Source organism: Streptomyces vietnamensis (assembly GCF_000830005.1).
In the GTDB taxonomy this organism is placed as follows: Bacteria; Actinomycetota; Actinomycetes; order Streptomycetales; family Streptomycetaceae; genus Streptomyces; species Streptomyces vietnamensis.
Map to the genome: position 1 here is coordinate 5,596,395 of NZ_CP010407.1, position 22,375 is coordinate 5,618,769.

The window sequence follows — 22,375 nt, forward strand, 5'->3', positions numbered from 1 at the left end:
CACCCGATGGTGCGAATCACCGGGAGCGCGCCGCCCCCGCCCGCCCAACTCGCTAGCGTGACGGGCGTGATGGGCGTGAAGGTCATTCCGCGCGCGGCCCGCGTGTACATCGGCTGCGCCCTGCTCGGCGCCGGGGCCTGCGCCCTGCCCGCGCTGCGCCCCGGCGCGCCCGTCCCCTGGGGCACGGCCGCGCTCCTCGCCGCCCTGTACGCGCTCTGCGAGCTGCCCGCCCGCTGCCGGCTCCTCGGCCGCACCCTCGGCGCCGCCGTCCCCATGGGCACCGGCTCCTTCTTCCCCGTACTCCTCGCCTCCGCACTGCTCCTGCCGCCCGCCGCCGCCGCGCTCACCGCGATCCCCGGCAGCCTCCTCGCCCGCGTCGAGGAACCCCCCGCCGCACCCCGCCGCGCCTGGCGGGCCGCCGCCACGGCCCTCGCCGTCTGGACCGCCGCCCTGACCGCCGGCACCCTCGGCGGCCCCACCGCCCTCGGCCACGGCCCGGACGCCCCCGACCTGCCGTACGCCCTGCTGCCCGCCGGCGCCGCCGCCCTCGCCTTCTGCCTCGCCCTCACCGCCCTCGACGGCGGCATCCGCGCCACCGCCGGCGGACTGCCCTTACGGACCGCCTGGCGCGGCCTCCTCGGCCGGGCCCTCGCCCCGCACACCGTCCACGGCCTCGCCGGACTCATGATGGCCGTCCTCTGGCGCAGCACGTACGGCCCCGTCGCGGCGCTCTTCGTCCTCCTCCCCATGTACATCTCCTGCTGGGTCTTCGCCCAGTACCACCGCGAGCGCGCCGCCCACCAGGCCACCATCCGCGCCCTCGTCCAGGCCGTCGACATCAAGGACCGCTACACCCGCGGCCACAGCGAACGCGTCGGCCACGCCTCCGTCCTGATCGCCCGTGAGCTCGGCATGACCGAGGACCGCCTCGACGTCGTCCGCTTCGCCGGCATCCTCCACGACGTCGGCAAACTCGGCGTCCCCACCCGGGTCCTCACCAAGGACGGCCCCCTCACCCCCGAGGAACGCCAGGTCATCGAACTCCACCCCGAGTACGGCCACGAGATGGTCCGCGGCATCGGCTTCCTCGGCGAGGCGCGCGCCGCGATCCTCCACCACCACGAACGCATGGACGGCAGCGGCTACCCGTACGGGCTCCACGGGGAACAGATCCCCGAGTTCGCCCGGGTCGTGGCCGTCGCCGACGCCTTCGACGCCATGACCTCCACCCGCTCCTACAGCCGTGCCCGCCCCGTCCCCACCGCCCTCGCCGAACTGGAACGCTGCGCCGGCACCCAGTTCGACCCCCGGATGGTCACCGCCCTCACCCGGGCCCTGGACCGGCACGGCTGGCAGCCCGCCGTCACCGCCGACGAACCGGCCCCGCAGCCCGCCGTCACCGCCGACGGGACCACGGGCGCGTCCCCGCAGCCCGCCGTCACCGCCGACGGGACCACGGGCGCGTTCCCGCAGCCCGCCGTCACCGCCGACGGGACCACGGGCGCGTCCCCGCGGCCCGAGCCCGTCCCACCACCGCGCGAACCCCTCCCCGCACCGGCCGCCAAGGAGCCCGCGTGAGACCCGGCGCCCTCACCGTCGGCACCGTGCACGGCGCCGCCCTCCTCCTCGGCCTCGCCGCCTTCGCCCACACCCTCTGGCACGGCATCGACGAACCCGGCAACGCCCTCGCCTTCGGCACCCTCATCGCCCTCGGCGAACTCGCCCGCTGGGGCGCCACACCCGGCGAACGCGAACCCGCACCGCTCGCCGCCGCCGGAGCCCTCGCGTACGCCCTGCTCGGCACCAGCGCCGGCACCGCCACCACCCACGGCGTCCTCCAGACCGTCGCCGTCGTCGTCGCCGCGGGCCTCGCCGGGATCGTCCCCCACACCGCCCGCGGACACGGCCCCGACCCCGACCACCTCGCCCGCCGCGTCCTCACCGTCGGCTTCGCCGCGCTCTGCTTCCAGCCCCTCTACAACTCGGGCACCGTCACCGAGCACCTCGGCCAGGGCCCCGCCTACGCCCTCTTCCTGGTCCTCCTGCTCGCCCTGACCGCCCTGTGCGACGCCGTCCTCGCCGCCCTCGTGCTCCGCGCCCGCACCGGATTCCCGTACGGCCCCCTCCTCCGCGACGAACTCCGCGCCCTCCTCGGCATCGGCTCCGCCGTCTGCGCCACCGGCACCGTCATGGCCCTCGGCGTCGCCGCCGCCGGCCTCTGGGCCCTGCCCGTCCTCGCCGTACCCCTCCTGCTCACCCAGGTCTCCTTCCGGCGGTACGCGGCCGTCCGCACCGTCAACCGGCAGACCATCGCCTCCCTCGCCCGCGCCACCGAGATCGCCGGCTGCACCCCGCCCGGGCACGCCCGCCGCGTCGCCGCCCTCAGCGCCGCCGTCGGACGCGAGCTCGGCCTCTCCGGGACCGAGCTGACCGTCCTGGAGCACGCGGCGCTCATGCACGACATCGGACAGCTCTCCCTCGTCGACCCGGTCGCCGGCGGTGCCACCGCCCTCCTGCCCGCCGAGGAACAGCGCCGGATCGCCCTCCTGGGCGGCGAGGTCGTCCGCAGGACCGGCGTCCCCGAGGCCGTCGCCGTCGTCGTGGAACGGCAGGCCGACCCGTACCGCGAGCAACCGCCGGCCGCCCGGATCGTCCGCGCCGTGAACGCCTACGACGACCTCGCCGGCGAGAGCGCGGGCGCCGCCCTCGACGCCCTGGAACGGCTCAGGCTCGGCACCGCCCGCGACTACCACCCGGACGTCGTCGAGAGCCTGGCCAGGGTCCTGGCGCGAGGCGGACCCACTGGGGTGACCTCGGGCGTCCCTGGGTAACCCATGGGTAATGAGCGCGCGTCCGACCGGGCATGGTTGGATGCGAACAAGAGGGTGAAGCGACCGGCAGGCGGGAATCGTGAAGATCTTCGGGAAGGTACGGCATCGGCCCTCCGCCTCGTGGCGGCAGGCCACCGACCGCGCGTTCACGCTGATCGGCGACGGCCGGTACGAGGACGCGGGCGCACTCCTGACGCGCGCGGCGGATCTGGAGCCCTGGCTCTCCGAGTCCTGGTTCAACCTGGCGCTGCTGCACAAGTTCCGGCACGACTGGGAGCAGGCCCGGGCCGCCGGGCTGCGCGCCGTCGCGCTCCTCGACAAGGAGACCGGCGCCCCCGACTGGTGGAACGTGGGCATCGCCGCCACCGCCCTCCAGGACTGGCCGCTGGCCCGCCGCGCCTGGCAGGCCTACGGACTGAAGGTCCCCGGCGCCGCCGCGGGCACCGGCGAGCCCGCCGGCATGGAGCTCGGCAGCGCCGCCGTCCGCCTCTCGCCCGAGGGCGAGGCCGAGGTCGTATGGGGCCGGCGCCTGGACCCCGCCCGGATCGAGGTCCTCTCCATCCCGCTGCCGTCCTCCGGCCGCCGCTGGGGCGAGGTCGTCCTCCACGACGGCGTCCCGAACGGCGAGCGGACCACCACCGCAGGCCCCTCCTACCCGGTCTTCGACGAGATCGAGCTCTGGGCCCCGTCCCCCGTCCCCACCTGGGTAGTCCTCCTGGAGGCCGCCACCGAGGCCGACCGGGACGCCCTGGAGCAGCTCGCCGCAGAGGCCGGATTCGCCGCCGAGGACTGGTCCTCCTCCGTACGGCTGCTCTGCCGCGCCTGCTCCGAGTCGACCATGCCCAGCGCCGAGGGCGAGGGCGAGCACTCCGACCCGCACGACCACAGCGAACCGGGACACCCCGGCCCCCTCGGCCACCGCTCGCCCGGCGAGCTGTGGGTCCCCGAGCGGGAGTGCGGCATCGCGGCCCCGGCGGGCCTGGTGCGGGGCCTTCTGGACGGCTGGGTGGCGGACAGCCCGGACAGCCGGGAATGGCGGGATCTTGAGGAAGTCTGCTGACCGCTGCCCGTAGGCTGTACATCGCACCTACCACGGGGTGTACCGGTTCGAGGAAGAAGGCGTACGGCGGACATGTCGCAGCAGGGCACTGATCAGGAGCAGACGGGCGTGTACGCCGTGGACGACGAGGGCTTCATCGTCGACACCGAGGACACCGAGGAGCGCGAGACCGCCCACCGCGAGCGCGGCACCTCGCGCCCCATCACGGTCGTGGGCAACCCCGTCCTGCACCGGGAGTGCAAGGACGTCACCGAGTTCGACGACGAGCTCGCGCAGCTGATCGACGACATGTTCGCCAGCCAGCGCACCGCCGAGGGCGTCGGCCTCGCCGCCAACCAGATCGGCGTCGACCTCAAGGTCTTCGTCTACGACTGCATGGACGACGAGGGCAAGCGCCACGTCGGCCACGTGATCAACCCGGTCCTCGTCGACCTGCCGGCCGAGCTCCGCGTCCTCGACGAGTCCAACGAGGGCTGCCTGTCGGTCCCGACCGCGTACGCCGAGCTGGCCCGCCCGGACTACGCCGAGGTCACCGGCCAGGACATGAAGGGCAACCCGATCAAGGTCCGCGGCACCGGCTACTTCGCCCGCTGCCTCCAGCACGAGACGGACCACCTGTACGGCTTCCTCTACATCGACAAGCTGTCGAAGCGCGACCGCAAGGACGCCCTCCGCCAGATGGAAGAGGGCACGCCGCGCTACCCGGTCGTCCCGAACGAGTGACGTTCCCGTAGAGACGCGAAAGGGCCCCGCACTCCTCGGAGTGCGGGGCCCTTCCACGTACCGGCTAGAAGTCCTCGTCGAGGTCCACCGAGCCCTCGACCGCCACCTGGTAGGCGGACGGGCGGCGCTCGAAGAAGTTGGTCAGCTCCTGGACGCCCTGGAGCTCCATGAACGCGAACGGGTTCTCCGAGCCGAAGACCGGCGGGAAGCCGAGGCGCACGAGCCGCTGGTCGGCGACGCACTGGAGGTACTCGCGCATCGACTCGGTGTTCATGCCCGGCAGGCCGTCGCCGCACAGGTCACGGCCGAACTGCAGCTCCGCCTCGACGGCCTCCTTCAGCATGTCCGTGACCTGCTGCTGCAGCGCGTCGTCGAAGAGCTCGGGCTCCTCCTTGCGGACGGTGTCCACGACCTCGAACGCGAAGTTCATGTGCATGGTCTCGTCGCGGAACACCCAGTTGGTGCCCGTCGCCAGGCCGTGCAGCAGACCGCGCGACCGGAACCAGTACACGTACGCGAAGGCGCCGTAGAAGAACAGGCCCTCGATGCAGGCCGCGAAGCAGATCAGGTTCAGCAGGAAGCGGCGGCGGTCGGCGGCCGTCTCCAGCTTCTCGATCTTCTCGACCGAGTCCATCCACTTGAAGCAGAACTGCGCCTTCTCGCGGATGGAGGGGATGTTCTCGACGGCGGCGAACGCGGCGGCGCGGTCGTCCGGGTCGGGGAGGTACGTGTCCAGGAGGGTCAGGTAGAACTGGACGTGCACCGCCTCCTCGAAGAGCTGACGGCTCAGGTACAGCCGCGCCTCCGGGGAGTTGATGTGCTTGTAGAGCGTCAGGACCAGGTTGTTCGCCACGATCGAGTCGCCCGTCGCGAAGAACGCGACCAGACGGCCGATCATGTGCTGCTCGCCGGGGGTGAGCTTGGCGAGGTCGGCGACGTCCGAGTGGAGGTCGACCTCCTCGACGGTCCAGGTGTTCTTGATGGCGTCCCGGTAGCGCTCGTAGAAGTCCGGGTAGCGCATGGGGCGGAGCGTGAGCTCGAAGCCCGGGTCCAGGAGGTTCTTCTTCTCGGTGGAGCTCATTACTGGCAGGCCTCGCAGGACTCGGGGTTCTCAAGGGAGCAGGCGATGGCGTCCGCGTCGGGGGTCGCCTGCTGGACGGGGATCGGGGCGGCGGCCTGGGCGGCGCGGGCGATCCGGGTCGCCGGGCGGGAGCGCAGGTAGTACGTCGTCTTCAGGCCCTGCTTCCAGGCGTACGCGTACATCGACGACAGCTTGCCGATGGTCGGCGTCTCCATGAACAGGTTCAGGGACTGCGACTGGTCCAGGAACGGGGTGCGCGCCGCCGCCATGTCGATGAGGCCGCGCTGCGGGATCTCCCAGGCCGTGCGGTACAGCTCGCGGACCTCGGCCGGGACCCAGGTGAAGCCGGCCACCGAGCCGTTGGAGTCGCGCAGCGCCTCGCGGGTCTGCGCGTCCCACACGCCGAGCTTCTTCAGCTCGTCGACGAGGTACGAGTTGACCTGGAGGAACTCGCCGGAGAGCGTCTCGCGCTTGAACAGGTTGGAGACCTGCGGCTCGATGCACTCGTAGACGCCCGCGATCGAGGCGATGGTCGCCGTCGGCGCGATGGCGAGGAGGAGGCTGTTGCGCATGCCGGTCGTCGCGATGCGCTCGCGCAGCGCGGCCCAGCGCTCCGGCCAGTTCAGTTCGACGTCGTAGTGGTCGGGGTGCAGGACGCCCTGCGCGGTGCGGGTCTTGTCCCAGGCGGGGAGCGGGCCGCTGCGCTCGGCGAGGTCGGCGGAGGCCTCGTACGCCGCCAGCATGATCCGCTCGGCGATCCTCGTCGACAGGGCGCGCGCCTCGGCCGAGTCGAACGGCAGCTTCAGCTGGAAGAAGACGTCCTGGAGGCCCATGGCGCCCAGGCCGACCGGGCGCCACTTGGCGTTGGAGCGGCCCGCCTGCTCGGTCGGGTAGAAGTTGATGTCGACGACCCGGTCGAGGAAGGTGACGGCCGTGCGGACGGTCTCGTCCAGGCGCTCCCAGTCGATGTCCGAACCGACGACGAACGCGCCGAGGTTGACCGAGCCGAGGTTGCAGACGGCCGTCTCGCCGTCGTTGGTGACCTCGATGATCTCGGTGCAGAGGTTGGAGGAGTGGACGACCGTGCCCGGCTCGGCCGTCTGGTTGGCGGTCCGGTTGGAGGCGTCCTTGAAGGTCATCCAGCCGTTGCCGGTCTGCGCGAGGGTCCGCATCATCCGGCCGTACAGGTCGCGGGCCGGCATGGTCTTGCGGGCCAGGCCCGCCGCCTCGGCCTTGCGGTAGGCGGCGTCGAACTCCTCGCCGTACAGGTCGACGAGCTCGGGCACGTCCGACGGGGAGAAGAGCGACCATTCGGCGTCGGCGTTGACGCGGCGCATGAACTCGTCCGGGATCCAGTGCGCCAGGTTCAGGTTGTGCGTACGGCGGGCGTCCTCGCCGGTGTTGTCGCGGAGCTCCAGGAACTCCTCGATGTCCGCGTGCCAGGTCTCCAGGTAGACCGCGGCGGCGCCCTTGCGGCGGCCGCCCTGGTTCACGGCGGCGACGGAGGCGTCGAGGGTCTTCAGGAACGGCACGATGCCGTTGGAGTGGCCGTTGGTGCCGCGGATCAGCGAACCGCGGGCGCGGATGCGGGAGTACGAGAGGCCGATGCCGCCCGCGTGCTTCGAGAGGCGCGCGACCTGGTGGTAGCGGTCGTAGATGGAGTCCAGCTCGTCCTGCGGGGAGTCCAGGAGGTAGCAGGAGGACATCTGCGGGTGGCGGGTGCCGGAGTTGAAGAGCGTGGGGGAGGACGGGAGATAGTCCAGGCGGCTCATCAGGCCGTACAGGGCCGCCACTTCGTCGAGCGCGCGGACCGAGTCGTCCTCGGCGAGGCCGCAGGCGACGCGCAGCATGAAGTGCTGCGGGGTCTCGATCACCTTGCGGGTGATCGGGTGGCGAAGCAGGTAGCGCGAGTAGAGGGTGCGCAGACCGAAGTAGCCGAAGCGGTCGTCGCCGGCCGGGTCGATCGTCGCGTCGAGCCGCTCGGCGTGCTGGGCGACGAACTCGGCGGTGCGGTCGGCGATGAGCTCCTCGCGGTGACCGACGGCGACGGAGGCCGAGAAGGAGACGGCGCCCTGTCCCGCGGCCTCGTCGGCGATGGTGATGGTGAGGAGCCGGGCGGCGAGCCGGGAGTACGCGGGGTCCTCGGCGATCAGGCCGGCGGCCGCCTCGGTGGCCAGCTCGCGCAGCTCCGCCTCGTCCGACGTGGCGCTGCGGCCGCGGAGGGCGGCGGCGGCGACCTTGCCGGGGTCGGTGTCCGGGAGGTCGGCGGTGAGATCGGTCAGGGTCCGCAGGAGTACGGTCCCGGGGCCGTCGGTCTCGATCGCTGCGGCCGGATCGGCGGGCGCGATGGTCACGTGGGGGCTCTCCCTCGCTCGGCTCGGGGCCTCGGGCGGGAAGGCGGGCAGGCGGGCACCCCGTACGCGCGGGCGCGCCGCATCCACCGACCCAACTCCGCGAGGCCCGGACGTCTGTGGCACCCGGAACGGACGGACCGGGCGCGCTGCCGGCAGGTCCTCGGACTCACTCCGTGTGAAGCACGAAACCGCACGAAGCACACCGTTGCGGGACAGTTCCGGATTCGCGCCGGATTCCCCTGCGTCGACAGCGAGGACGAGCATACATGTGGGGGGCGCCGCTCATGGCACCCCCCACATGTTGTGTCGGTCCCGGGAGTTACAACTCCAGGGCGTACGTGCGCAGCGAGTGATCGGGGATCGGCTCCCAGTCCCGCTCGGGGGTGCGGACGAAGCCGAGCCGCTCGTAGATCCGGTGCGCGGAGACCATCAGATCGGCCGTGGAGAGCACCAGGCGCGCACAGCCGGGGAGGGCTCGCGCCCGGTCCACGCAGGCGCGTACGAGGGCCTCTCCGACGCCCCTGCCGCGAGCCTTCGGCGCGACGACGAGCATCCGGAACTCGGCCTCGCCGGGGACGGCGATGTCCGCCCAGGTGGTGCCGCCCTCCGCGAAGGTCACCCCGCCGATGATCCCGCCGTCGGCGTCGACGGCGACGAGCACCTCGCTCTCGCGCGCCCGCCGGGCCGTGTCGCGGAGCACGGCCAGGTAGAAGTCGTCCTCGCCGTGCAGCAGCAGCCCGTCGTTCAGATAGGTGAAACCGGTGAGGTCGCCGAGCTCCTCGTACTCCTCGGGCCGTACCGCCCTGATCGTGAAATCCATGGGCCCCAGTCTGCCTCCGGCGCACGCGAAGGGGCCCGGGATTTCCCGGGCCCCTCTTTCGAGCGTCCGTGGGTCAGTGCGCTCCGGCGCCGACCGTCGGGAGGTCGCGGACACCGGCGTCGCCCGCGTCCGCCGTGTAGTCCTCGGGGGAGGTCTCGTCGACGCCCTCGGGGGCCTTGACGGCCTTGAGGACGAAGGTCAGGACGACCGTGACGAGGACGTTGAGCACGAAGGAGGTGAGACCGATGTAGCCGATCTCGCCGATGCCCGGGATCTCGGCGGCCGAGCCGCCGAAGTGCTTCTGGGTCGGGCTGGCGACGCCGTACGCGGCGGCCGTGCCGTAGACCATGCCGACGGCCCAGCCGGCGAGCAGCGCCCAGCGGTGGAACCAGCGGGTGAAGAGGCCGCCGACGAGCGCCGGGAAGGTCTGCAGGATCCAGATGCCGCCGAGCAGCTGGAAGTTGATCGCGACCGTCTTGTCCATGGTGAGGACGAAGACGAGGGCGCCGACCTTCACCAGGAGGGAGACCAGCTTGGAGACCTTGGTCTCCTGGGCCGGGGTGGCGTCCTTCTTGATGAAGTCCTTGTAGATGTTGCGGGTGAAGAGGTTGGCCGCGGCGATCGACATGATCGCGGCGGGGACGAGCGCGCCGATGCCGATCGCGGCGAACGCGACGCCCGCGAACCAGTCCGGGAACATGTTCTCGAAGAGCTGCGGGATGGCGAGCTGGCCGTTGGTCACCTTCACGCCGGCGGCGATCGCCATGAAGCCGAGCAGCGCGAGCAGGCCCAGCATCAGCGAGTACAGCGGCAGGATCGTGGTGTTGCGGCGGATCACGTTGCGGCTCCTGGAGGAGAGCGTCGCCGTGATGGAGTGCGGGTACATGAAGAGCGCGAGCGCCGAGCCGAGCGCGAGCGTCGCGTACGTCCACTGGCCGGCCTCGCCGGGCACGAGCGCGCCCTTCGGCTTGCCGGTGGCCGGGTTGATCGTCTTGTACGCCTCGGCCGCCTTGCCGAAGATCTCGTCGAAGCCGCCCAGCTTGATCGGGATGTAGATGATCGCCACCGCGATGACGATGTAGATCAGGGTGTCCTTGACGAAGGCGATGAGCGCGGGGGCGCGCAGGCCGGACGAGTAGGTGTACGCGGCCAGGACGCCGAAGGCGATGAGCAGCGGCAGGTCCTTCACGAACCAGTTGGTGTTCTCGCCGCCGCCGACGCCCATCACGTCCAGGACGGCCTGGATGCCGACGAGCTGGAGCGCGATGTACGGCATGGTGGCGAGGATGCCGGTGACGGCCACCGCGAGCGACAGGCCCTTGGAACCGAAGCGGCCGCGCACGAAGTCCGAGGTGGTGACGTACCCGTGCTTGTGCGAGACCGACCAGAGGCGCGGCAGGAAGGTGAAGATCAGCGGGTACACGAGGATCGTGTACGGGACGGCGAAGAAGCCGGCCGCGCCCGCCGCGTAGATGGCCGCGGGGACGGCGACGAAGGTGTACGCCGTGTAGAGGTCGCCGCCGAGCAGGAACCAGGTCACCCAGGTGCCGAACGATCTGCCGCCCAGGCCCCATTCGTCGAGGCTGTGTTCGTTCTCGGCCTTGCGCCAGCGCGCGGCGAGGAAGCCCATGACCGTGACGGCCAGGAAGAAGAAGACGAAGACGCCGAGCGCCACGCCGTTCACGCCGTTCACGCCGTCCTTCATCGCGCGTCACCTCCCTTGCGGGCGCGCTGGTCCCGCTGCCACAGCTTGTACGCGATCATGGTGAGGGCCGTGGAGATCAGCACCCAGAGCATCTGGTACCAGTAGAAGAACGGGATGCCGGCGAAGAGCGGTTCGACCTTCGCGTACGAGCTCACCCAGAGCATCGCCACGAACGGAGCGAACAGGCAGAGCGCGATCACCACCCGCAGGGGGGTGATGGTCGGTTGTTTCCCTTGTGTCACATCTGACGCTTCTGGCATGGCGATTCCGTCCCCTCGCTGATCACCTCGGTAATGCTGGGGAAATCTAGGGGACTGCTCCGTCGCTGGGAACCCCTGTCCGCATAACGGAAGCGATTCTTCGGAGTTGGCGTCCCGTAAGGGAAACGCCGAACGGCCGCACCGGTGGGGTGCGGCCGTTCGTTCCGTACGGAAGTTCCGTACGGGAAGCTCAGTCGTTGGGGCGCTGGAGGCGCGCCACGAACTTGTACCGGTCGCCGCGGTAGACGGACCGGACCCACTCGACCGGCTCGCCCTGGGCGTCGAGGGAGTGGCGGGAGAGCATCAGCATCGGCAGGCCGACGTCCGTGCCGAGCAGCCCGGCCTCGCGCGGGGTGGCGAGGGAGGTCTCGATGGTCTCCTCGGCCTCGGCGAGGTGCACGTCGTAGACCTCGGCGAGGGCCGTGTACAGCGAGGTGTACTTCACGAGCGAGCGGCGTAGGGCGGGGAAGCGCTTCGCCGACAGGTGGGTGGTCTCGATCGCCATCGGCTCGCCGCTCGCGAGGCGCAGGCGCTCGATGCGGAGCACCCGGCCGCCGGTCGAGATGTCGAGCAGTCCGGCGAGGGTGTCGTCGGCCGTGACGTACCCGATGTCGAGGAGCTGCGAGGTGGGCTCCAGGCCCTGGGCCCGCATGTCCTCGGTGTACGAGGTGAGCTGCAGGGCCTGCGAGACCTTGGGCTTGGCCACGAAGGTGCCCTTGCCCTGGATGCGTTCGAGGCGGCCCTCGACGACCAGTTCCTGGAGCGCCTGGCGCACGGTGGTGCGTGAGGTGTCGAACTCGGCGGCGAGCGTCCGCTCCGGCGGGACCGGCGTGCCGGGCGGCAGGGTCTCCGTCATGTCGAGCAGGTGTCGCTTCAGTCGGTAGTACTTGGGCACGCGCGCGGTGCGGGTGGCGACCCCGCCCTCCGTGTCCGTGCTGCCCGCGTCCGTGGCCATGGCCTGCCTTCCCGACTCCTGTGCTGCTGCCGTCACCGGCTCCTCCGAATGTCGCGGCTCACATGGTGGCACGCTTCGTGTGCCATCACGTCTTCTCCTGCCGATATGTGCCGGTTCGGCGAGGAGGAGTCGTCCTGCTGCCTTCTTATACACCGAGAGATCCCTCGTTGGTCTAGGCCATTCCGATGGGGAGGTGTGGATCGCTCGGGGTGCGGCCGCCCGTCCGTGGGGGCCGTCCGCGGGGGCCGGCGGGGCGAGGTGTCGGTCCGATAACGGACGCCGTCACCCCTCTTGCGCACCCTTGACACCCCAAAAGGTCTAGGCCAAGCTCCCGGTTACTGGTCTAAACCATTAAAGACCAGGTCCCAGCCCCACGAGCATTACCCGACGTATGTCTTCGCGCGGTGGGCAGGGGGTTGCAGGCATCCCTGAGGAGGGTGGCGTGAAGCGCAAGCTCATCGCGGCGATCGGTGTCGCGGGCATGATGGTCTCCATCGCTGCGTGTGGTTCCGACAGCGGCAGTGACAAGGGCAAGGACGGCGGCAAGGCCGCCGGGGGCGACAAGACCCTGACCGTCTGGGTCATGGACGGCTCCGCGCCGGACGCGTGGATGGCCGAGGTGAACAAGACCTTCGAGGCCAAGCACCCGGGCGTCAAGGTCAAGGTCGAGAAGCAGATCTGGAACGGCATCCAGGAGAAGGTCACCACCGCCCTCTCCGAGGACACCCCGCCGGACGTCCTGGAGCTCGGCAACACGCAGACCGCCGGCTACGCGGTCACCGGCGGTCTCGCCGACCTGTCGGGCGACAAGGCCAAGCTCGGCTACGACGCCTGGAACAAGGGCATGGTCGCCTCCAACGAGCTGGACGGCAAGCTCTACTCCGCCCCGTGGTACGCCGCCAACCGCGTCGTCGTCTACGACAAGGCCGCCTTCAAGAAGGCCGGCGTCACCCCGCCGAAGACCCGCGCCGAGTGGATCGAGGGCCTGAAGAAGCTCAAGGCCTCCGACCCGAAGTCGCAGGCGATCTACCTGCCGGGCCAGTCCTGGTACGTCCTCGCCGGTCTCATCTGGGACGAGGGCAGCGACCTCGCGGTCAAGGACGGCGACAAGTGGAAGGGCAACCTGTCCTCCCCCGAGGCCGCCAGCGCCATGAACTTCTACAAGGAGCTGGCGTCCTACTCCACCGCTCCGAAGGACAAGGACGAGGCGACCCCGCAGCAGTCCACCGACATCATCCCCAAGGGCGGCGTGGCGTCCTGGATCGGTCTCGGCTGGGAGGCCGGCGGCGCCATCGACGCCATGAAGAAGGCCGGCAAGACGGCGGACTTCGGTTACTTCCCGATCCCGGGCAAGACCGCCGACAAGCCGGGCTCCGTCTTCCTCGGCGGCTCCAACCTCGCCATCGCCGAGCGCTCCCAGAACAAGGACCTCGCGAAGGAGTGGCTGGCCCTCGCCGCCGGCAAGGAGTTCATGACGAAGTACGCCGCCGCCACCGAGGGCGCGCTGCTTCCGAACACCGACTCCGCGCAGTTCAAGCCGGCCGCCGGCTCCTTCGCCGAGGCCATGGCGGCCTCCTCCGCCTCCGGCAAGGTCACCCCGGTCACCCCGGGCTGGGCGAACGTCGAGACCGCCCCGAACCCGATCAAGGACTACATGACCAAGGTCCTGAAGGGCGAGGACGTCAAGAAGGCCGGCGAGGCGGCCGACAAGGTCATCAACGAGCGCATCAACCAGCAGTAATCCGTAGCCCCGGTGGTGCGGCCGGTGTCGCACCGGCCGCACCACCGGCGCGTCGCAGCGATGCAGTGAGTCAGCGGCCCGCTCTCCCGGGCCGCGCCCCGGTGGGCGCGGGAGCCCCAGAACCGCGAGGAATAAGACCATGACCGTGGACTCCCAGGGGACGGCGACCGCCGGTCCCCAGGACGCGCCCGGGAGGGCGGCAGGGAAGTCTCAGACTCCGCCACCCTCTTCGGGCCCGAAGGAAGTCCTTCAGCCTCCACGCGGCAGGCGCTCCCTGCCCAGCGGGGTGCTGCCCTACCTGCTCGTCGCGCCGGCCCTGCTGTCGATGGCGGTGCTGCTGCTCTATCCGCTGATCCGCAATGTGATCCTCTCCTTCCAGCAGCTCAACCGGAAGGAGTTCATCACCCGCGAGACGGTCTGGACCGGCTTCGACAACTACACGGACCTCCTCGGTGACGGGGACTTCTGGACCGTCGCCGTCCGAAGCGTCGTCTTCACCGCCGTCAACGTCGCGCTGATCATGGCGATCGGCACGGGCATCGGCCTGCTGCTCAACCGCCTCGGCAAGAAGATGCGACTGGTCCTCTCGCTGGCCCTGATGTTCGCCTGGGCCATGCCGATCGTCGCCTCCGTCACGGTCTTCCGCTGGCTCTTCGACGAGCAGTTCGGCGTCGCCAACTGGCTGATGCGCACGCTGGGCTTCTCCGGCTACGACCAGCACAACTGGTTCGAGACCGGCTTCTCCACCCTGGTCATCGTCCTGATCCTGCTCGTCTGGGGCTCCGTCCCCTTCGTCGCCCTCAACATGTACGCCGGCCTGACCACCATCGGCACCGAGCTGTACGAGGCCGCCAAGATGGACGGCGCCAGCGGCTGGCGCACCTTCTGGGCCGTGGTCTTCCCGAACCTCCGGTCCTTCTTCATGATCACGACGTTCCTGGAGATCATCTGGATCTTCAAGGCGTTCGCCCAGGTCTACGCCATGAACCTCGGCGGCCCCGACCGAGGCTCCGAGACGCTCCCGGTCTTCGCCTACATCGAGGGCGTCGGCCAGTTCCACTACGGCGTCGCCGCCGCCATCTCCATCCTGACGATCGTGATGCTCATCGCGGTCATGTCCTTCTACTTCCGCCTGATCCTGAAGGAGGAGGAGGAGCTGTGAGCGCCGCCACCACCCAGACTCCGCAGAAGCTGCGCACCCGGAAGCCGCTCACGGTCGCGGCGGTCGCCAAGAACCTCGGCGCCCTCGTCCTCGCGGTCGTGTTCATCTTCCCGGTCTACTGGATGTTCTCGTCCTCGCTGAAGCCGCAGCACGAGATCATGACGAAGGACCCGGTCTTCGTCTTCAAGCCGACGTTCGAGAACTACGGGACCGCCACCGGCGTCGACCTGTTCTGGACGTACGTCACCAACAGCCTCACGGTCACCATCGGCGCCGTGGCGCTCGCCCTCGTCGTCGCCCTGGCCGCGAGCTTCGCGATCGCCCGCCTCAAGTTCAAGGGCCGCAAGGGGATCGTCCTCATCGTGATGATGGCGCAGATGGCCCCCTGGGAGGTCATGGTCATCGCGATGTACATGATCTCCCGCGAGAACGACCTGCTGAACAGCATCCCGATGCTCACGCTGATCTACTTCGTGATGGTCCTCCCCTTCACGATCTGGACCCTCCGCGGCTTCATCGCCGCCGTCCCGGTCGAGCTGGAGGAGGCCGCGCAGATCGACGGCTGCACCCGCGGCCAGGCCTTCCGCAAGGTGATCTTCCCGCTGCTCGCCCCCGGCCTGATGTCGACCTCGCTCTTCGGCTTCATCACCGCCTGGAACGAGTTCGCCATGATCCTCATGCTGAACAAGGAAAAGGAGTCGCAGACCCTGACGCTCTGGCTGACCCAGTTCCAGACCGCGTTCGGCAGCGACTGGGGCGCCACCATGGCCGCCTCCACGCTCTTCGCCCTCCCCGTGCTCATCGTCTTCCTCTTCCTCCAGCGCAAGGCCGTCGGCGGCATGACCGCCGGCGCGGTGAAGGGATAACGGCTCCCATGACCACACTGCTCCACGGCTCGGACACCCTGACCCGTGACGCGCTCACGGTCCTCCAGCCCGGCTTCGAAGGCACCACCGCCCCCGACTGGCTGCTCCGCCGCATCGGAGAGGGACTGTCCTCGGTCGGCCTCTTCGGCCGGAACATCGCCGGCCCCGAGCAGCTCGCCGCGCTCACCGCGCAGCTGCGCGCCGAGCGGGACGACGTCCTCGTCGCCATCGACGAGGAGGGCGGGGACGTCACCCGCCTGGAGGTCAACCAGGGCTCGTCCTTCCCCGGCAACTACGCCCTCGGCCACGTCGACGACGTCGAGCTCACCCGGGCCGTCGCCCGCGAGCTCGGCCGCCGGCTCGTGCAGTGCGGCGTCGACCTGAACTGGGCGCCCTCGGCGGACGTCAACTCCAACGCCGAGAACCCGGTCATCGGGGTCCGCTCCTTCGGACCGGACCCCGACCTGGTCGCCCGGCACACCGTGGCGTACGTCGACGGCCTCCAGGGCGTCGGGGTCGCGGCCTGCACGAAGCACTTCCCCGGACACGGCGACACCAACGTGGATTCCCACGACGCGCTGCCCCGGATCGATGTGGACCTCGCCACACTGCACGCCCGTGAGCTGGTACCTTTCCGCGCGGCCGTCGCCGCGGGTACCAAAGCGGTCATGAGCGCGCATATTCTGCTCTCCGCGCTCGACCCTCACCGTCCGGCCACCCTGAGCCCGCAGATCCTCACCGGTCTGCTGCGCCAGGAGCTGGGCTTCGAGGGGCTGATCGTCACCGACGGCATGGAGATGCAGGCCGTCGCGGCGACGTACGGCATCGAGCGCGGATCCGTCCTCGCGATCGCGGCGGGCGCCGACGCCATCTGTGTCGGCGGCGGGCTGTGCGACGAGGACACCGTGCTGCGGTTGCGCGACGCGCTCGTCCACGCGGTACGGACCGGTGAACTGCCCGAGGAGCGGCTGGCCGACGCCGCGGCGCGCGTGCGCGCCCTGGCGGCCTGGACCCAGGCGCACCGGGCCAGGGGGGCTGGATCGGTGCCGGGCGCGGCAGTGCAGGAGGGGACCGCGCCCGGCGCCGACATCGGACTCGTGGCGGCCCGCAGGGCCCTGAAGGTGACCCGGGGGGAGCGGCCTCACACGCCGATGACCAGCGCTCCCTACGTGGCCTCCTTCACCCCGGTCGTGAACTTCGCGGTCGGCGACGAGACGCCCTGGGGCATCGCGGCCGAGCTGGAGCGCCTGCTGCCCGGCACGGAGACCGGCTCCTACGACGAGCCGTCCGTGGACGCCGTCCTGGCCGCCGCGGGGGAGCGGCGGATCGTCGCGGTCGTACGGGACGCCCACCGGCACCCGTGGATGACCGAGGCCCTGGACGGCCTCCTCGCCGCCCGCCCCGACACCGTCGTGGTCGAGATGGGCCTCGACGAGGCGGAGCCCCGCGGGGCCCTGCACATCGCCACGCACGGCGCGGCCCGGGTCTGCGGCCGCGCGGCGGCGGAGGCCGTGGTCGGCACCGGCACCTGAGGGCCTTCCACACGGGCCCCGGGCCCCCGGGCCCCGGGCTCCCGGGCCACGGGTTCCCGGCTCCCGGCCCCGGGCCCCAGGCCCCCGGCTCCCGGCCCCGGGCCCCCGAGCCACGAGCCCGAGCCACGAGTTACGAGCGCCGGGCTCCGGACCCCGAGCTACGAGCAAGGGCCCCGCACCCGACCAGGTGCGGGGCCCTTTCCCGTACGTCTTAGATGCCCTGCCAGGAGGGCTTGTTCGCGTAGGTGTGGCGGAAGTAGTCCGCGAGCTTCAGCTTGGAGGCGGCCGCCTCGTCCACGACGACCGTGGCGTGCGGGTGCAGCTGGAGCGCGGAGGCCGGCACGAGCGCCGCCACCGGGCCCTCGACGGTCTGTGCCACGGCCTCGGCCTTGCCCTCGCCGGTGGCGAGGAGCACCAGGTGACGGGCCTCCAGGATGGTGCCGATGCCCTGGGTGATGACGTGGTGCGGCACCTGCTCTATGTCGTTGTCAAAGAACCGGGCGTTGTCCACGCGGGTCTGCTCGGTGAGCGTCTTGATCCGGGTGCGGGAGGCGAGCGAGGAGCACGGCTCGTTGAAGCCGATGTGCCCGTCGGTGCCGATGCCGAGGATCTGCAGGTCGACGCCGCCGGCCTCGGCCAGCGCCCTGTCGTACGCCTCGCAGGCCGCCTGGACGTCCTCGGCGGAGCCGTCGGGGCCCATGAAGGCCTCCGGGGAGAGCCCGAGCGGCTCGACGACCTGGCGCAGGACGGTGGAGCGGTACGACTCCGGGTGCCCCGCGGGCAGGCCGACGTACTCGTCCAGCTGGGCGATCCGCGCCCGGGAGGCGTCCACGGCGCCGGCGGATACCTGGGCGACGAGGGCGTCGTAGATCGGGATCGGAGTCGAGCCCGTGGCCACGCCGAGCAGCGCGTCGGGCTTGCGGCGCAGGAGGTCGGCGATGCCGTCCGCGATGAGCTCGCCGCCGGCCTTGGCGTCCTTGACGATGACAACTTCCACGCTGTGCCTGCCGATCTGGGGAGGGGCTGGTGAAGGACCGTGTGGTATAGACCAATCTAGGCCCAAATCTAGCAGAGGGAAGGCCTTCTCCTCATGCCGTTCCGCCCCGCGGACGGCACCTCCTCCATCGTCGGCCGCCCCTGTCGCACCAGCCACTTGAACCCGCCCCCGGGCGCCACCCGATCCCCGCTCCCGGGCGCCCCGGACCCCGTCCCCGAACGCCCCCCGATCCCCGCTCCCGGGCGCCCCGGACCCCGTCCCCGGACGCCTCCGATCCCCGCTCCCGAACGCCCCGGTCCCCGTCCCGGCACCCCGCGTCAGGCCAGTGAGCCTCCCGTCGCGTCGATCCAGTCGCCCGTCACCCAGCGCGCGTCGTCGGAGGCCAGGAAGGCCACCACGTCCGCTATCTCCGGCGGTGTCCCGACCGCGCCCAACGCCGACAGCGCCGCGGCCCCCGCCCAGGCCTCCTCGTCCCCCCGCAGCCACTCGGCGTTGACGTCGGTGTCCACGATCCCCGGCGCCACCGAGTTGACCGTGATCCGGCGCGGGCCGAGCACCTTCGACAGATAGCGGGTGAAGACGTCGAGCGCGCCCTTCGTCATCGCGTACGCCATCAGGTCCGGCATGGCCGCCGCCCTGCTCAGACCGCTGGAGACGTTGATGATCCGGCCGCCGTCCCGCAGTCGCTCCGCGCCCAGCTGTGCCAGGAAGAAGGGCGCCTTCGTGTTGACCGCGAAGATCCGGTCGTACTCCTCGTCGTCGATCGCCGCGAACGGCCGCGACGCCCCGATCCCCGCGTTGTTCACCAGGATGTCCAGGCCGTCCGCATGGGCGTCGAAGGCCCGCCACAGCGCCGCCGCGTCCCCCGGCACCCCCAGCTCCTGGCCCAGTGCGAAGGCGGACCCGCCGGCCGCCTCGATCGCGGCGACCGTGTCCTTCGCCGCCTCCTCGTTCGTCCCGTAGTGCACCGCGACCCGCGCGCCCTCGCGGCCGAGCCGCTCGGCGATCCCCCGCCCGATGCCCCGGCTACCACCCGTGACCAGCGCCGTCTTCCCGGCCAGCTTTCCTTCGAGCACGCCCATGGAGACGCCCCCCTCGTTTCTGTAGCGGTCGTTACGTAAAGACCGTACCCCACGATTCGTAGCGAGCGCTATAGAATTCACTCCATGGTGACGAGACCGCGCGGCCGCCCCCGCTCCTTCGACCGACTCACGGCCCTGGAGCAGGCGACGATGGCCTTCTGGGAGCACGGCTACGAGACGACCTCCGTCTCCGACCTCACCCGGGTCATGGGCATCAGCGCCCCCAGTCTCTACGCGGCCTTCGGCGACAAGAAGACGCTGTTCGAGGAGGTCGTCGAGGCGTACGCGCGGTCGTACGGCGCCTATGGGGACCAGGCCCTCGCCGAGGAGGCGACGGCCCGCGACGCCGTCGGGCGCATGCTGCGCGAGGCCGCCCACGTCTTCACCGAACCGGGGCATCCGCGCGGCTGCCTGATGATCTCCGCCGCGATCAACTGCTCGACCCCCGAGGTCGAGGGGGCCCTGCGGGACCACAGGAACGCGAACCTGGCGACCGTCGAGGACCGCATCCGCCGCGACGTGGAGTCGGGCGGGCTGCCGGCCGGCACCGACCCCCGCGCGCTCGCCCGCTTCAGCGGCGCCGTCCTCCAGGGCATGTCCCAGCAGGCCCGCGACGGGGCGACGGCGGAGGAGCTGACGGCGGTGGCCGAGGCGGCGATGCGGGCCTGGCCGGCGGGGGAGTGACGCACCCGCCGGGTCGTGGAAAGCCCCCACCGGGCCGTGGAAAGCCCTCGCCCGGTCGTGGAAAGCTCTTGCTCGGTCGCGGAAGGCCCTCGCCGTGTGGCGGAAAAGCCCCCCGGAAACACCCGCGGGCTACGGCGCCCGGCGGGACCCTCAGCCCGCCTGGCACCGCAGCCCGGAGTTGCCCGGCCGGGGGTGTGCGGTCCCTCGGCCGTGTGGGAGGTCTCGGCGCAGTCAGGGCAGAGAGCGCCGGTTCCTCGTTCCATCCTCCTGTGCGGGGAGGATGGAGGCTCTGTTGCGTTCATTGTGGACTAGACCATTCTTGTCTGTCCATCCACAGGAACGCGGTCTTTCCCGGCCCATCCTCCAACACGGAGCCCGGGAGATCCAGGTTCACCGCCCCTGTAATTCCGCGGGTACGCTCGCACCGTGCCCTCCATGAACGACCTCGTCCGCCAGCACACCGCCCTGAGCGACTCCGACCTCGAGTGGCTCCACCTGCTGGTGTCGGAGTGGCAGCTGCTCTCCGACCTCTCCTTCGCCGACCTCGTGCTCTGGGTCCCGACCCTCGACGGCACGCGGTACGTCTCCGTCGCCCAGATGCGGCCCAACACCGGACCCACCTCCTACCAGGACGACATGGTCGGCCATCTGGTGCCGCGCGGTCGCCGCCCGCTGCTCGACGCCGCCCTCGACGAGGGCCGGATCGTCCGCGAGGGCGACCCGGAGTGGCGCGAGGAGGTCCCGGTGCGGGTCGAGTCCATCCCCGTGCGCCGCGAGGGCCGGGTCCTCGGCGTCATCGCCCGCAACACCAACCTGCTGACCGTCCGCACCCCCTCCCGCCTGGAGCTCACCTACCTCCAGTCGGCCTCCGACCTCGCCCAGATGATCGCCGCCGGAACGTTCCCCTTCCCCGGCGAGCAGGTCGACATGGACTCCTCGCCGCGCGCCGGCGACGGCCTCGTCCGGCTCGACGCCGAGGGCGTCGTCCAGTACGCCTCGCCGAACGCCCTCTCCGCGTACCACCGGCTCGGTCTCGCCGCCGACCTGGTCGGTCAGGACCTCGGCCAGATCACCGCCGAACTCGCCCCCTCCCGGGGCCCGGTGGACGAGGCCCTGGTCAAGCTGGCCTCCGGCTACGCGCCCCGCGAGTTCGAGGTCGAGGGCAACGGCGGGGTGATCCAGCTGCGGGCGATCCCGCTCAAGCCCAAGGGCACCCGGATCGGTTCGCTCGTCCTGCTCCGGGACGTCACCGAACTGCGTCGCCGCGAGCGCGAGTTGATCACCAAGGACGCCACCATCCGGGAGATCCATCACCGGGTGAAGAACAACCTCCAGACGGTGGCCGCCCTGCTCCGCCTCCAGGCCCGCCGGATGGACTCCGACCGCGGCCGCGAGGCCCTCAACGAGGCCGTGCGGCGCGTCGGTTCGATCGCCATCGTCCATGAGACGCTGTCCCAGAACCTGGACGAGCGGGTGCAGTTCGACGAGATCGCCGACCGGGTCATCGCGATGGTCGCCGAGATCTCCCCGGGCAAGGTCACCTGCCGGCGCAACGGCCGCTTCGGCATCCTGGACGCCGAGGTCGCCACCCCGCTCTCCATGGTCCTCACCGAGATCCTGCAGAACGCTCTCGAGCACGCCTTCACACAGGGGGAGCAGGGCACGGTCGAGGTCAGCGCCGTCCGCGGCGAGACCCGGGCGGACGCCCGGCTCCTGATCACGGTCCAGGACGACGGCCGCGGTCTGCCCGAGGGCTTCGACCCGCAGCGGGCCGGCAACCTCGGCCTGCAGATCGTACGGACCCTGGTGGAAGGGGAGTTGGGCGGTTCCTTCGACATGCTGCCGGGCGCCGAGCGCGGCACGAAGGTGGTCCTCGACATTCCCGTACGGCCGCAGAAATAAAGCGAGTTCGCAACAGAAGAGCGTTCGCAACAGAAGCGAGTTCACGGCGGAAGCGAGCTCACGGCAGAAGTGAGCTCGCCCCGGAAGTGAGCTCTCAGCGGAGCGAAGCGAGTTCACAGCAGCGAGCCCCGGACCGAAGGGAATCGGTCCGGGGCTCGAATGCTGTGGGTTACTGCTGCGCGCTGCGGCTCGGGGCGGTGATTGCGTACGCGGTGTACGCGCCGCTTGCCTCAGGCTGTGCAGGTGGCTCAGGCGCTGGCGTTACGCGCCCGGTTGCGAGCGGCACGGCGCTTCATCGCGCGGCGCTCGTCCTCGCTGAGGCCACCCCAGACGCCGGAGTCCTGGCCGGACTCGAGCGCCCACTGCAGGCACTGCTCCATGACGGGGCAGCGGCGGCAGACGGCCTTGGCTTCCTCGATCTGCAGCAGCGCAGGACCGGTGTTGCCGATGGGGAAGAACAGCTCGGGGTCTTCCTCACGACAAACGGCGTTGTGACGCCAGTCCATGGCTGCTACCTCTCTCAGTGTTTCGTGCGAGTTGCTTGTGAATGTGAACGCTTTCACGAATCCCTCCGCAAGGGAAGGGCCGACTGCCAGTTGAACTGGTGTGGTCCTGTTGCT

19 protein-coding genes and 1 riboswitch are annotated in these 22,375 nt (G+C 70.8%); of the genes, 10 read left to right on the forward strand and 9 right to left on the reverse strand.

All coding sequences use genetic code 11. From position 1 onward, the window contains the following. Window positions 1–69 precede the first annotated feature (69 nt). The 4 genes from SVTN_RS25290 to def all read left to right on the forward strand — a co-directional run bounded on the left by SVTN_RS25290 (window position 70) and on the right by def (window position 4,614). The gene (locus SVTN_RS25290; protein WP_245727951.1) at window positions 70–1,578 is read left to right on the forward strand and encodes an HD-GYP domain-containing protein; all 1,509 of its coding nucleotides are present in this window, start codon (window positions 70–72) and stop codon (window positions 1,576–1,578) included. Then, window positions 1,575–2,831: an HD-GYP domain-containing protein gene (locus SVTN_RS25295; RefSeq protein ID WP_041131163.1), complete on the forward strand. Its 1,257-nt coding sequence runs from the start codon at window positions 1,575–1,577 to the stop codon at window positions 2,829–2,831. Before SVTN_RS25290 ends, SVTN_RS25295 begins: the two co-directional genes overlap by 4 nt. 79 nt (window positions 2,832–2,910) lie before the next feature. Next, window positions 2,911–3,891: a tetratricopeptide repeat protein gene (locus tag SVTN_RS25300; protein WP_017236276.1), complete on the forward strand. Its 981-nt coding sequence runs from the start codon at window positions 2,911–2,913 to the stop codon at window positions 3,889–3,891. Between the two features lie 72 nt (window positions 3,892–3,963). Beyond that, on the forward strand, window positions 3,964–4,614 hold the full coding sequence (gene def, locus SVTN_RS25305; protein ID WP_041131164.1) for a peptide deformylase: 651 nt from the start codon (window positions 3,964–3,966) through the stop codon (window positions 4,612–4,614). Window positions 4,615–4,678: 64 nt separating this feature from the next. Here the strand turns inward: def and SVTN_RS25310 are convergent, their stop codons facing one another. The 6 genes from SVTN_RS25310 to SVTN_RS25335 form a co-directional block, all read right to left on the reverse strand. After that, window positions 4,679–5,695: a ribonucleotide-diphosphate reductase subunit beta gene (locus SVTN_RS25310; protein WP_041131165.1), complete on the reverse strand. Its 1,017-nt coding sequence runs from the start codon at window positions 5,693–5,695 to the stop codon at window positions 4,679–4,681. Then, window positions 5,695–8,049 carry a ribonucleoside-diphosphate reductase subunit alpha gene (locus SVTN_RS25315; RefSeq protein ID WP_041131166.1) on the reverse strand — a complete coding sequence of 785 codons (2,355 nt, stop codon included), beginning with the start codon at window positions 8,047–8,049 and terminating at the stop codon, window positions 5,695–5,697. The genes SVTN_RS25310 and SVTN_RS25315 overlap by 1 nt, the downstream gene beginning before the upstream one ends. Window positions 8,050–8,183: 134 nt before the next feature. Then, a riboswitch (cobalamin riboswitch) is annotated at window positions 8,184–8,313 on the reverse strand. Between the two features lie 55 nt (window positions 8,314–8,368). Then, on the reverse strand, window positions 8,369–8,869 hold the full coding sequence (locus SVTN_RS25320) for a GNAT family N-acetyltransferase (protein WP_041131167.1): 501 nt from the start codon (window positions 8,867–8,869) through the stop codon (window positions 8,369–8,371). 73 nt (window positions 8,870–8,942) lie between these two features. Next, on the reverse strand, window positions 8,943–10,574 hold the full coding sequence (gene mctP, locus SVTN_RS25325; RefSeq protein ID WP_041131168.1) for a monocarboxylate uptake permease MctP: 1,632 nt from the start codon (window positions 10,572–10,574) through the stop codon (window positions 8,943–8,945). Next, window positions 10,571–10,834: a DUF3311 domain-containing protein gene (locus tag SVTN_RS25330; protein ID WP_052499294.1), complete on the reverse strand. Its 264-nt coding sequence runs from the start codon at window positions 10,832–10,834 to the stop codon at window positions 10,571–10,573. The genes mctP and SVTN_RS25330 overlap by 4 nt, the downstream gene beginning before the upstream one ends. Before the next feature lie 190 nt (window positions 10,835–11,024). After that, entirely contained in the window at window positions 11,025–11,789 is a 765-nt protein-coding gene (locus SVTN_RS25335) for a GntR family transcriptional regulator (protein ID WP_041131170.1), read from the reverse strand. A gap of 442 nt (window positions 11,790–12,231) precedes the next feature. On the opposite strand from SVTN_RS25335, the gene SVTN_RS25340 reads away from it, so the two are divergent. The 4 genes from SVTN_RS25340 to SVTN_RS25355 all read left to right on the forward strand — a co-directional run bounded on the left by SVTN_RS25340 (window position 12,232) and on the right by SVTN_RS25355 (window position 17,090). Beyond that, window positions 12,232–13,530, forward strand: coding sequence for an extracellular solute-binding protein (locus tag SVTN_RS25340; protein WP_041131171.1), 1,299 nt, complete (start codon window positions 12,232–12,234; stop codon window positions 13,528–13,530). Window positions 13,531–13,669: 139 nt separating this feature from the next. Further along, a complete protein-coding gene (locus SVTN_RS25345) occupies window positions 13,670–14,692 on the forward strand; it encodes a carbohydrate ABC transporter permease (RefSeq protein WP_052499295.1) in 1,023 nt (340 codons plus the stop codon). 29 nt (window positions 14,693–14,721) lie between these two features. Beyond that, window positions 14,722–15,558, forward strand: coding sequence for a carbohydrate ABC transporter permease (locus SVTN_RS25350; protein WP_041134238.1), 837 nt, complete (start codon window positions 14,722–14,724; stop codon window positions 15,556–15,558). Window positions 15,559–15,566: 8 nt separating this feature from the next. Further along, window positions 15,567–17,090, forward strand: coding sequence for a glycoside hydrolase family 3 protein (locus tag SVTN_RS25355; RefSeq protein WP_041131172.1), 1,524 nt, complete (start codon window positions 15,567–15,569; stop codon window positions 17,088–17,090). Between the two features lie 211 nt (window positions 17,091–17,301). Here the strand turns inward: SVTN_RS25355 and nagB are convergent, their stop codons facing one another. Together nagB and SVTN_RS25365 are read right to left on the reverse strand one after the other, a co-directional pair. Further along, window positions 17,302–18,087 carry a glucosamine-6-phosphate deaminase gene (nagB, locus tag SVTN_RS25360; RefSeq protein ID WP_041131173.1) on the reverse strand — a complete coding sequence of 262 codons (786 nt, stop codon included), beginning with the start codon at window positions 18,085–18,087 and terminating at the stop codon, window positions 17,302–17,304. Window positions 18,088–18,404: 317 nt separating this feature from the next. Beyond that, complete coding sequence (locus SVTN_RS25365) at window positions 18,405–19,169, reverse strand: SDR family oxidoreductase (RefSeq protein WP_041131174.1); 765 nt, start codon at window positions 19,167–19,169, stop codon at window positions 18,405–18,407. An 84-nt stretch (window positions 19,170–19,253) separates the two neighbouring features. On the opposite strand from SVTN_RS25365, the gene SVTN_RS25370 reads away from it, so the two are divergent. Both SVTN_RS25370 and SVTN_RS25375 read left to right on the forward strand, forming a co-directional pair. Further along, entirely contained in the window at window positions 19,254–19,853 is a 600-nt protein-coding gene (locus SVTN_RS25370; RefSeq protein WP_041131175.1) for a TetR/AcrR family transcriptional regulator, read from the forward strand. A 435-nt stretch (window positions 19,854–20,288) separates the two neighbouring features. Further along, window positions 20,289–21,755, forward strand: a complete 1,467-nt coding sequence (locus SVTN_RS25375) for a sensor histidine kinase (protein WP_041131176.1) — start codon at window positions 20,289–20,291, stop codon at window positions 21,753–21,755. A gap of 248 nt (window positions 21,756–22,003) precedes the next feature. On the opposite strand, the gene SVTN_RS25380 is transcribed toward SVTN_RS25375, so the two are convergent. After that, window positions 22,004–22,261 carry a WhiB family transcriptional regulator gene (locus SVTN_RS25380; RefSeq protein ID WP_003953983.1) on the reverse strand — a complete coding sequence of 86 codons (258 nt, stop codon included), beginning with the start codon at window positions 22,259–22,261 and terminating at the stop codon, window positions 22,004–22,006. Window positions 22,262–22,375: the final 114 nt, after the last annotated feature.